Source organism: Pseudomonas sp. I8001, assembly GCF_013385345.1.
Taxonomy (GTDB): Bacteria; Pseudomonadota; Gammaproteobacteria; order Pseudomonadales; family Pseudomonadaceae; genus Aquipseudomonas.
This window is the reverse complement of sequence record NZ_JACAQC010000021.1, coordinates 111120-121420: the sequence shown is the minus strand read 5'-3', so window position 1 is coordinate 121420 and position 10301 is coordinate 111120. Positions and strand designations below refer to the sequence as shown.

Below are 10301 nucleotides of genomic sequence, written 5' to 3'. Positions count from 1 at the left end.
AATACGCGCGTGACACCATGCCGCGTGGGGTGCTGGGGATGAATGCGGCGATGATGGAGGACTACCTCAAGTTCATCGCTAACCGTCGTCTGTCGCAGATTGGATTGAAGGAAGAGTACCCAGGGACGACTAACCCGTTCCCTTGGATGAGCGAGATTATGGACTTGAAGAAAGAGAAGAATTTCTTTGAGACTCGGGTTATTGAGTATCAGACTGGTGGGGCGTTGAGCTGGGATTGACGCCGATTATGACTGACTTTAAAGGCTGCCCTTGGGCAGCCTTTTTTATGCGGGACCCACGTGCCCTACCATCGCTAGAGTAACCACGTCAAAACCTAGAGTTGACCAAGCAAAAAACCTTTACAAAAAAATACGAAATTTGCAATCTCGTCATCGGACGCTTGCTGAGTTCCAAAAAGCCATCATAATACGCTCCAGTTATCTTATGTTGTGCAAGGAGGCAACAATTATGCATACAACAGTTCGCCCCACTACGAATTTAATAGGTACAGAAACTATATAGGCACACAACCTATTGGTTACCAAAGCAATTCCTCTACGCATAAAAGTGAATTTTAAGGGAATAGCATGCCAAACAAACATCCACTCCGCGTTCAGTCTCACATCTTACGACTCCTTGGCGACCAGCTAATTGGGCATGACCGCTTAGCCGTATTTGAGCTTGTAAAAAACTCATACGACGCTGATGCCAGCACCGTTGCCATTACGATCGATCTCAACGCTGTCGATCCATGTGTCAAAGTCGAAGACAATGGTTGCGGAATGAACCTTTCAGTAATCACTGGTGCCTGGCTGGAAGTTGGAACAGACTCGAAGCGTACGGCTCAAAATAGAAAACGGTCTGAGTTATTCAATAGGCTGCCGTTAGGAGAAAAAGGGGTTGGCAGGCTTGCCGTTCAAAAACTCGGTAAAAAATTACAAGTAATCACTAAAGAAAAAAACTCAGCAGAGTATGAGTTCAATATAGATTGGGACGCTCTAATCAGCAGCTCAAAATACCTGAACGACAAACTATCTGTTGAAGTTATAGAAAAGACCACCCCCACACACTTTAAGACTGGAAGTGGCACATTCATAAAAATTTCCGACCTATATATATCGGATTGGAAACGAGGCGATATACGAGAGCTTTACCGCCTTGTAAAATCACTCAGTAATCCGTTTAATCGTGTGGATTCATTTAACGTAACTTTAGATGTACCAGGCAGACAGGATGAAATCAGCGGTCTTCCCGATGTAGAGGACATGCTGGACAGAGCAATGTGGAAGTTAACATATCGCCTTGATGAAAAAGGTATTTTTCGATGGGCATATTTTTTTCAGCCACCTAAGTATAAAGGGCTACAACGCAGATACAAACGCTATACAGGGCGCTTAGATATTCTTCCCGAAAAAGGTGAAGACACGAAAACAGGCAAGCAGAAAAAAGAACAAAAAATATTTGTAACAGCGGACATACTGAAAGAGATAGGCCCAATAAAGGGTCGAATTTATGCGTTTCATCAAAGCCCTGAAATCTTACGCCTTTTTGGTGATAGCCAACAAATGAAAGCATGGTTAGCCGGCCAATCAGGTGTTCGTGTTTATCGAGATCGAGTTCGAGTTTTTAACTATGGCGAGCCAGGTGACGACTGGCTGCGCCTGAACGCTAGACGAATCAACACACCTGGAAAAAAACTAGGCTCAAATAGTATTGTTTCATATATAGATCTAGATTTAGATAAAAGCACAGGACTTCGAGAAAAAACGAACCGCGAGGGCTTCGACGAAAACAAATCTTTCGACAGCTTACGCGCTATTGCATTGAGCATATTTGACAAGTTCGAGCGAGAGTTAGCACCAGATCGAGACGCTGTAGACAAAGCGATTAAAAATACGGAAAAGCTCCCCCCCATTGAAAATGCATTTGATGAAATCATCAAAGTCGCAAAGAAGCATAAACTTGAACAAGAAATACTCCCAGCAGTCGCAGCCATAAAAAACGAACTTGATAGTTTCAAAGAAGTAATGGTGGGATCAGGCATGGCAAATATGAATATTGGCCTAGCCTTTCACGAAATGGTTCACGGCGTAGATAACATTGTCGGTCAACTTGAACGCAACTCAAACAAAGAAATCATATTAAGTACAGTTCGTCATCTTAGAAGTTTACTTGATACATTTAAACCACTTTTACAGCGAGAGAAAAATCGATCTCTTCCTGTTAATGAGCTGACAACTCGTGTACTTAAAATGCACCAACATAGATTCCCTCGTCATGAAGTGGCGCTTTCCGACTGGACGAACGATACCGACAAGGCAATAAATTTTAAGATCAAAGGCCCACTAAACCTTGTTATAGGTGCAATTAGCAACGTAATAGATAACGCTATTTACTGGTCACGCTATAGAAAAGAACTTGAAAATCGTTCTGACCCAGCCGCGATTTTGATTCTTTCATCGTGGGATCAGGAACTTAAAGAGGGGACACTCGCAATAATTGATAACGGCATGGGTTTCCAACTCAACCCAGATTCAATTGCCAAACCCTTTATGACAATGAAGGCTGGCGGCTCTGGCTTGGGACTCTATTTTGCCAGACTAGTACTTGAATCAATGGGTGGGAGATTCATGGTTTGTCGTGCCGAAGAGTTACGGGATGATTTCAACTTCTCCTCATCATATGATGGCGCAGCTGTAGTATTTACCTTCAAGGATTAGAAAAATGAAACCTTTCTCCAGAGTCGTCGCGCTTGATAATAACCAAGAAGACCTAGATGCGATAGTACGAGCACTAGGCAGGGCAGGATATAGCGCTATCCCATATCTTTTTGATGTGGGCGAATTTGTACCACCAATTACTCAACCGTGTGCAGGATTGAGGCTTATTTTCTCAGATATACATTTGACGCCGACAAGCAGCATAAATGGGGTCGACCATGCAGCCACTATAGGAAACTTCTTAAAACAAATCGTACCAACTGGTCCATATGGTGTTATTTTTTGGTCAAAGCACGAGGCTGACGAACATAAAATCGTGGGCGAACTTATATCCAGAGCTCCGGACATTGGCTTTAACCTGCCAGTTTTTTTTGGATTCATGGACAAAAACAAGGTAGGAATAGGTCATCCAGAATTAGAAGTTGATTATGAGTTATTTGGAAAATTAATATACGGAGAAATCTCAAAATCGCAATCCCTTTCAATTATCATGAACTGGGAGGAGCGTATTCTCTTAGCTGCAACGCAAGCAAGTAATAACCTGTTTCAAGTCATCAAGAACACTCCAGGAGTTGAAGGCGACTCTGTATCTGAAGAATGGTTAAACTTACTGACTTTTCTGAGCCAAGAAGCCGTTGGAAAAACTGCAGCAATCTCAAACGCTTCTGGAGCTCTAGATAACGCCCTACTGCCAGTCCTAGAGGATCAACTTAGGGCGCAACCTTCCAGCACAGAAGAAATAGACAATCCTATATGCGAAAAACTATCTGCTATGGGAGACCTAAAACTAAAACTTTCAGCCTCTATAGACAGGGCATCACTTAACTCCTTTTATCTAGTAGAAGACTTCGAAACAGGCAGAGCTCAGCCATATAACTTTAGAGGCGTAATTTCAAAACTCAATGATGATCCGGGAAATTTCATTTCAGATCACTTCGGCGCCGACTGGAGAGAAGTACTATACAAAGAATTTATAGTTAATGGCGAAACAATAGCCATAAATGAAGAACTGGTTGGCAGAGCATCACCATGTTTAATATCATTATCTGCTGAATGCGATGAGGTTCAAGGAAAAATTCCAAGCCACAGATATCTTCTGGGTGTAATCTTCGATACGGCGGATATAAAATCCTTTCTTCGAGGAGGTCAACCAACAAGAGCCGCATTACAAAACATTGGAATAATAAAAGTCGGAGGCACTGCGAAGTGCATGCTGGTTTCCTGTCGCAGATTCACCAGTGAGCACTCTGTCAGATTCTCACTACCTATTACCCCTATAGCCCGACTGAGAAGAAACACACTAGAAGAAGTAATTCACCACTACACAACACACGCGAGAAGACCTGGCGTGATGCGTTTTCACTAATAACAACTAGATCAAACTAAAGCCTTGCCGTATTTTTTTTCAGCAAGGCTACAACTTATGCTACTTCTTCACTTTTTTTAGCCCCGAAAGTTTCAGCTAAAGACGAAACAATAGCCTCCATAACAGGCGAACAAACTGCGTTCCCCATTAACTTTACCTTTTCGCGCCTAGTTACATCTGGGAAATTATATTTCTCTGGAAACCCCATAGCCTTCCGTAGTTCATCTGGTTGAAGCATACGCATCATATGCCCTTCAGGCCCGGGCCTAACATACGCAAATCGATCAACTGTTGTAATAGTTCTCAAAGGGGAATCCATTCGCTGCCACCCTCCACCACCATCAGTACCATAATATACAATCAAAAATGACGTATTATGCCCTAACTCAGAAATCGCACGATCAGCACGTGCAAGGGTTTCTTTAGCTCGATTTGGTCGGCGCAGCGGAGTCATTTTGTACTTTTCAGTTTTATCCAAAATGTCCCAAACATTCTTATAGGCTGTATTTAATGGTAGCACCGGACTTGGCATATCTATTAAATCAGCAATCATAAAAAGCCTACGTCGACGCTGAGCCACACCAAAACCCGAAGCATCAATAACTTGCTCACGTACGTTATATTTCAAACGGACCAGTTCCTGCATCAACTCTTTGTACCTTCCCCAAGGTTTCATATGCACAACATTTTCAAGCGTAATCCATCGAGGCTTCATTACCTCTGCGTATCTGATTACCTGAAAAGCTGTGTCCTTACTTTCTTCGGAACGAGGTTTGGCTCCACGCGCGCATGTGTGATGTGTGCACTCAGGGGAGGAGATAAGCAAATCTATTGGACCGGTTTTCAATAAAACATCTTCGGGCGTCAGAATCCTTAGATCCTCTTGAAAGACATGCGCCTCAGGAAAATTCAGCTTGAAGGACTCGACCGCTGGCCCCCACAAATCGACTCCGCCCATGATTTTCGCACCACCTTCACGGGCCCCCAAGCTGCTGCCACCTGCCCCACAGAACATGTCAAACGTACGAATCTGATCCATTACACAGCCTTTAATTTTATCTTCTAGCCAGGTTACCAGGTTCCCGGCACCATTCAACCTTAATGGCACAAGGACACCATCATGAACGAGAACCTGGTTTACACAGTTGACGAGCTATCAAGCTCAGATTTGGTGATCGATGCGCGCTACTCAGGTAGCCGAAACGGAAATTCGAGTGACGATCCTCTGACGAAGCTTCTCAGCCTAAGCAACCAAGGCGGCTTCCGAATCAGAGGAAAGCGCAACGACCCGCGTCTCATCGCACTATTGTCGAGCATGGAGGATCTTGACTGGCCCGATGAACTGGACCTCTCCACAGGTGTGTTTACCTACTATGGCGATAACAAGAAGCCGGGTCGTAAATTGGACGAAACCAACCGGTATGGCAACAATCTTTTAGAGCTAATTTTCGAACGACAACACTCAGGTTTACGGGCAGATATCCCACCAATTTTCGTTTTCACCAAGGCTGGTATCTATCGCGACATGATTTTCAGGGGGCTGGCAGTGCCCGGCAGAATTGGAAGCACTCACAATGATGATTTGGTAGCCGTCTGGCACGCGAGCAACGGTCAGCGATTTCAGAATTACAGAGCCACCTTCACCATTCTCGACCTGCCAGAAATCCCTAGGGCATGGCTTACGGATATTATTTCAGGCGTACGGGCGAATGACAGCGAGAATGCACCGGCTGGATGGCTTAAATGGGTGAAAACGGGCCAATACACTCCTCTGATCGCCAAACGCTCACAACCTATCAGGTCAAAGAAAGACCAGCTCCCGACCTTAAAAGATGATGTCAAGACGTTGGTCATCCTACACAAACACTTCGAGTCAGACCCTTACGCATTCGAGGAGTGTGCGGCCCACTTGGTTAGGGTGTGCTTGCCCGATACTGTAGAGCTTGACCTGACACGGCGGTATCGAGACGGGGGGCGAGATGGCATTGGCAGACTTCGGATCGGGAGACCTGAGACCTCAGTGCTCGTAGACTTTGCAATTGAAGCCAAGTGTTACGGTACGAATAACTCTGTAGGAGTCAGGGAGGTGTCGAGGCTGATCTCTCGCCTTCGGCACCGTCAATTTGGCGTCATCGTCACGACATCATGGCTGCATGATCAGGCCTATAAGGAAATCGTAGAAGACGGCCACCCAGTAATGATTCTTGCCGGAAAAGACCTCGTGGAGCTTCTGAGAGAAACAGGCCTACATGACAGCGCCGCGGTACTGACGTGGTTGAAAACGAGTTTTCCATTGGGTGAAACCTAAATGAGTGCCGACGTAGTCACCCCAGAGCAGCGGTCTAGGAACATGTCCAAAATCAAGGGCAAAAACACGAAGCCCGAAATGACTGTTCGATCGATGTGCCATGAACTGGGGCTTCGCTATCGTCTACACCGAAAGGACTTACCGGGAACACCAGACCTGGTGTTCCCGAAGCATCGATTATGCTTGTTCGTTCACGGGTGTTTCTGGCATAGACACCCTGGCTGCAAATACGCGTATACACCTAAAAGCAGGCTGGATTTTTGGCTACCTAAGCTCGCAAAAAATGTTGAACGAGACATGAAGGCTAAACGAGCACTTGAAGTATCAGGTTGGCGCGTATCAATTATCTGGGAATGCCAGACGAAAAACAGAGACACATTGCGGGCTGAAATCCAAAAAATGATCAACTCCGAAATCGATAGTCAGCACGTATCAACTGAAATGGAATGATAATTCTGAGAGCTTGACGACCTCCTACTGCCCACCTACCCTCACCACTCGGCGCCTAAGAAACGCCTCAACCAGAGCGGTCCTCCGCACCCGACAGCTATGCGGCTTTTTTTCGCCAGCGGTTTCTCTACGTCTGTGAAAAAATCCCCGTTATGTCGGGAGTGGGCGAATACAAGACCCGAAAGGGGAATATGTCCGGCCCGTCTCTGGTGGGTTTCTTAGCTCCCGACACCCATAACGCATGCCCTAAGAAAGCAACCAGAGGTAACGGAAATGCCTGGATACTTTGCAGTCCCTGCGAAGGACGATAGCTGTATCTTCACCATCTCTCGAACACACTCCGACTCGGAGGTGTGTCATGCATGACCCCTTCCTGCCTACTATCTTCACCCGCCATAACCTGCACCTGCACGCTCTACTCCTAGAAAACCAGCCATGGTTCTGTGCTCGCGACCTCGGCCGTCTGATGGGGTTGTACCTGGATGATCGTAAGGTCAGCAAGCTCGACGAGGATCAGCGCCAAACCCTGGAAATTCGATATCACGGCCAACCTGAGAACATGCTGATGATCAGTGAGTCCGGGGTGTATGCGCTGCTGGTGTATCACTACACACCTGGGCATCGCCTGCTGCGGGAATGGCTGACTCATCAAGTGGTTCCCACTTTGCGCGATGAGAATCAATCAAGATCCACAGACCGTCCGATGTTGAGCTTGCTGGATTGGCCTGAAATGTCGTTGAGCCTTCTGCATTGGCAAGATGAAGGCTGGATTCGGCTCCGGGATATGCCCTACCTATTGCTCAACAGGACTCGCCGTCGGGCGCCCCCGAGCAGAAATTGGTTGCGGAAGGTCGCGGAATATTTCCGCTTTTCAGGTCATACGGCGCGCTGACCTTTTGTGCTTGATCCGTCCGAGCAACTGCTCGGACGGCCCCTCCAGTCAGTCACCTTCTTTTTTATCGTTCAAAAACCATCGCTTCACCTTCCACTTCATTGGAAGTGCAAATGCGTGAGCCAACATCCCAATTAAGGCAATCCAATCAATAATTGGGTAACCCACCGTTATATCGGGCCTATACCCCAAATATAAAAAATCATCATATTTTATAACATCCATGTAAGTAATCACAAAAAAACCATTAAATATCAAGCAAAAATACAGCTTTACATGATTCAGATTTCCCCCAGAAAACTTCACCTTCAACGCGTAAGCGGACCACACGCTACCCATCAAAAACAATAAACCCAAAATTACAATCACTCATCAAGCCTTTTATATACTTGCCTACCTGTCTCATAGTCGATATAAGCCTCCACGCCCAAAGCTGTTCCCCCCATGGTTTTATAGGCCCTCTGTTTATCTGCTCTTATATATCTAAATAACCGCCAAGCATCAGGCTTGAGCACAAGCCTGGTAAGGCTGTAAATCGACATTCCTATATCAGCGCCACCATACGCCATGTCACCTTCACGCTCACCGTACCCAAGTGATTTCGCTGCAGCGTGATACCCACTCCTTACCGGTCCCGCTGTGTCTCCCTGCCCATCAATTAAACTGCGACCGTTCTCATACATATTATTAGCCCCATGCGCCATAATCGGGATGCCCGCCAGCACACACAGCGTTCCGACTGAGGCGTAGCAAATCCCTGCACCTGTCGCAAATTGAAGCGCCCCCGCGATAACCCCAACGCCTTTCCTTCCCACCTCCAGAGACTGATTCATCAGGTTTTTTTGTTCGTTCTTTATTTCCAGCAAACCTTGATCAACACTCTGCTTGCCTTCCTCGACATCCCTGACAATACTCCGAGCGTAATAAGCCACCTCCCGATTGAACTGCAACCGAACAATTCCACTTTTAATATGGCGAGCACTTATCGTACATGCCTGATTAGCCAAGTATGCACCCGCCTGACTAACCATCCAGATATCGTGAAATGTCGGATTCTGTTTTTTCTTTTCAATCGTCACCGACCCGTCTCCCAAGTGCTGAAACCACTTGTTCCGGCTTGATGGTGAGTCCAGATAATTTCCCGATATTGAAGCGCAACATGCTCTTGTGGCTCGGCGTCAATATGCAGAACAGAATGCGGCACGTCGACGGTGAGGTCGGTAATGATGCAGCCTCGAATATCGACGCTGTAGTACTTTTCGTGCCAACCCGTTTGGGCAATACGGTAAAAATTAATGACACAGTTAAGCTCTTCCCTATTGGAAAGCGCTACCGCCAGTAAAGGAGATGACTTGTCGATGTTTTTGGTAATGGCAATCGGGCCGTGACTCGATGCCCTGACGTTTCCGCGGTTGGCCATATTGTGGTGGAAGGACAGCACCATTATCTCGTCGCGATGCCCGTCCTGGCACTTGTTGCCTATGGAGTCCTGAGTCGAACAGCTTGCAGAGATGAGGCCCTGGGATTTGCCGCTGATGGTCATGTAGCCGTGGTTAGCCATAAGGTAAGCGCCCTGTAGTTTTGAAGGGCACCTTACGAAAAATACAAAATAGGAAATATCGGACGCTTCGCTTTAAACGGTACGAGTCATGAGTAGGAAATTTCGCCTTATGCCGCATGCTGGATGCCGGACCGCGCGCTGGATTGGTTCGAGAAGGCCCAACCATGGACCTTGAGGTAGTAAACTGCGCCGATCAACCAGACGCGTGATTTTCGCGTCCGAGAAAACAGAGAGAGCGATCGCTCTGGCAGATCACCGTCTTCCGCCTGAACCGTGCAGACGAGTCCCTGTCAGAACACCAGATGACCCGCTCCAAATAATCGAGACCCGCCCGTGAACCCAGACATGCTCGAATCCGGCCCCTTGGATGCCAAAGTACTCTCCGTCTTTGACTTCGACGGCACCCTGACCCACCACGACAGCTTCGTGCCGTTCCTGAAGTTCGCCTTTGGTAAAGGCGAGTTCGTGCGCAGGATGGTGAAGCTGGCGGTGCCTGGCGCGCAGTTTCTGTTGCGCGTCATCAGCCGTGATGAGCTCAAGGCGCAGTTGATCCGCACCTTTATGACCGGCGTGGATAAGGCGTGGGTTCAGCAGAAAGCGGAAGCGTATTGCCAGGCCTATTGGAACAAGTTGATGCGGCCAACCGGGCTGCAATCGGTGGCCGATGAGGTGAAGTCCGGGGCGGTGGTGACGCTGTGTTCGGCGTCGCCGGCGTTGGTGTTGCAGCCGTTTGCGGATCGGCTTGGGATCCGGTTGATAGGCACTGAGCTTGAGGTGGTTGACGGAGTATTGACGGGCAAGCTCACGGGGAATAATTGCCGGTGTGAGAATAAGGTGCTTCGGCTTGAGGCGGTTTATGGGGATCTGGGGGAGTATCGGCTCAGGGCCTGGGGTGATACGCGCGGGGATCGGGAGTTGTTGGCGGCGGCGCAGGATGCGCATTTTCGGCATTTTCATGCGAAGAAGAAACGAATCAAGCAACGCTGAATCGCCTGGACGACCTA

The 10301-nt window shown here is 47.5% G+C and carries 11 protein-coding genes; 7 read left to right on the top strand and 4 right to left on the bottom strand.

Annotated features, from left to right (window positions below; all coding sequences use genetic code 11):
* The 3 genes from HX839_RS16315 to HX839_RS16305 form a co-directional block, all read left to right on the top strand.
* On the top strand, positions 1-239 hold a 239-nt coding region (locus HX839_RS16315), incomplete at its 5' end, for a ribonucleotide-diphosphate reductase subunit beta (protein WP_177067331.1).
* A 348-nt stretch (positions 240-587) separates the two neighbouring features.
* Positions 588-2720, top strand: coding sequence for an ATP-binding protein (locus HX839_RS16310; RefSeq protein WP_177067330.1), 2133 nt, complete (start codon positions 588-590; stop codon positions 2718-2720).
* Positions 2721-2724: 4 nt separating this feature from the next.
* Complete coding sequence (locus tag HX839_RS16305) at positions 2725-4086, top strand: hypothetical protein (RefSeq protein ID WP_177067329.1); 1362 nt, start codon at positions 2725-2727, stop codon at positions 4084-4086.
* 55 nt (positions 4087-4141) lie between these two features.
* Here HX839_RS16305 and HX839_RS16300 read toward each other — a convergent pair whose 3' ends face one another.
* The gene (locus HX839_RS16300; protein WP_177067328.1) at positions 4142-5125 is read right to left on the bottom strand and encodes a DNA cytosine methyltransferase; all 984 of its coding nucleotides are present in this window, start codon (positions 5123-5125) and stop codon (positions 4142-4144) included.
* A gap of 81 nt (positions 5126-5206) precedes the next feature.
* Between HX839_RS16300 and HX839_RS16295 the strand changes: the two genes are divergently transcribed.
* The 3 genes from HX839_RS16295 (at position 5207) to HX839_RS16285 (ending at position 7736) form a co-directional block, all read left to right on the top strand.
* Positions 5207-6394 carry a restriction endonuclease gene (locus HX839_RS16295; protein ID WP_177067327.1) on the top strand — a complete coding sequence of 396 codons (1188 nt, stop codon included), beginning with the start codon at positions 5207-5209 and terminating at the stop codon, positions 6392-6394.
* Complete coding sequence (locus HX839_RS16290) at positions 6395-6844, top strand: very short patch repair endonuclease (RefSeq protein WP_177067326.1); 450 nt, start codon at positions 6395-6397, stop codon at positions 6842-6844. It abuts the gene before it with no gap.
* A 358-nt stretch (positions 6845-7202) separates the two neighbouring features.
* Positions 7203-7736: a Bro-N domain-containing protein gene (locus HX839_RS16285; protein ID WP_177067325.1), complete on the top strand. Its 534-nt coding sequence runs from the start codon at positions 7203-7205 to the stop codon at positions 7734-7736.
* A 48-nt stretch (positions 7737-7784) separates the two neighbouring features.
* Here HX839_RS16285 and HX839_RS16280 read toward each other — a convergent pair whose 3' ends face one another.
* From HX839_RS16280 to HX839_RS16270, 3 genes are read right to left on the bottom strand one after another with little or no spacing between them, the layout of a single operon-like run.
* Entirely contained in the window at positions 7785-8105 is a 321-nt protein-coding gene (locus HX839_RS16280) for a hypothetical protein (protein ID WP_177067324.1), read from the bottom strand.
* Entirely contained in the window at positions 8102-8815 is a 714-nt protein-coding gene (locus tag HX839_RS16275) for a DUF4225 domain-containing protein (protein ID WP_177067323.1), read from the bottom strand. The genes HX839_RS16280 and HX839_RS16275 overlap by 4 nt, the downstream gene beginning before the upstream one ends.
* Positions 8812-9297, bottom strand: a complete 486-nt coding sequence (locus tag HX839_RS16270) for an Hcp family type VI secretion system effector (RefSeq protein WP_008432927.1) — start codon at positions 9295-9297, stop codon at positions 8812-8814. The genes HX839_RS16275 and HX839_RS16270 overlap by 4 nt, the downstream gene beginning before the upstream one ends.
* A 345-nt stretch (positions 9298-9642) precedes the next feature.
* Here HX839_RS16270 and HX839_RS16265 point away from each other — a divergent pair, with 345 nt between their 5' ends.
* Positions 9643-10284 (top strand): HAD-IB family hydrolase, encoded by a 642-nt coding sequence (locus HX839_RS16265; RefSeq protein ID WP_003211514.1) that lies wholly within the window; start codon positions 9643-9645, stop codon positions 10282-10284.
* The last annotated feature ends 17 nt before the right edge of the window (positions 10285-10301 follow it).

What these genes read in the sequence shown, in the direction of transcription:
- HX839_RS16305 (WP_177067329.1), top strand. Translation starts at nt 2,725, where the DNA reads ATGAAACCTTTCTCCAGAGTCGTCGCGCTTGATAATAACCAAGAAGAC.
- HX839_RS16310 (WP_177067330.1), top strand. Translation starts at nt 588, where the DNA reads ATGCCAAACAAACATCCACTCCGCGTTCAGTCTCACATCTTACGACTC.
- HX839_RS16295 (WP_177067327.1), top strand. Translation starts at nt 5,207, where the DNA reads ATGAACGAGAACCTGGTTTACACAGTTGACGAGCTATCAAGCTCAGAT.
- HX839_RS16265 (WP_003211514.1), top strand. Translation starts at nt 9,643, where the DNA reads ATGCTCGAATCCGGCCCCTTGGATGCCAAAGTACTCTCCGTCTTTGAC.
- HX839_RS16290 (WP_177067326.1), top strand. Translation starts at nt 6,395, where the DNA reads ATGAGTGCCGACGTAGTCACCCCAGAGCAGCGGTCTAGGAACATGTCC.
- HX839_RS16270 (WP_008432927.1), bottom strand. Translation starts at nt 9,297, where the DNA reads ATGGCTAACCACGGCTACATGACCATCAGCGGCAAATCCCAGGGCCTC.
- HX839_RS16300 (WP_177067328.1), bottom strand. Translation starts at nt 5,125, where the DNA reads ATGGATCAGATTCGTACGTTTGACATGTTCTGTGGGGCAGGTGGCAGC.
- HX839_RS16285 (WP_177067325.1), top strand. Translation starts at nt 7,203, where the DNA reads ATGCATGACCCCTTCCTGCCTACTATCTTCACCCGCCATAACCTGCAC.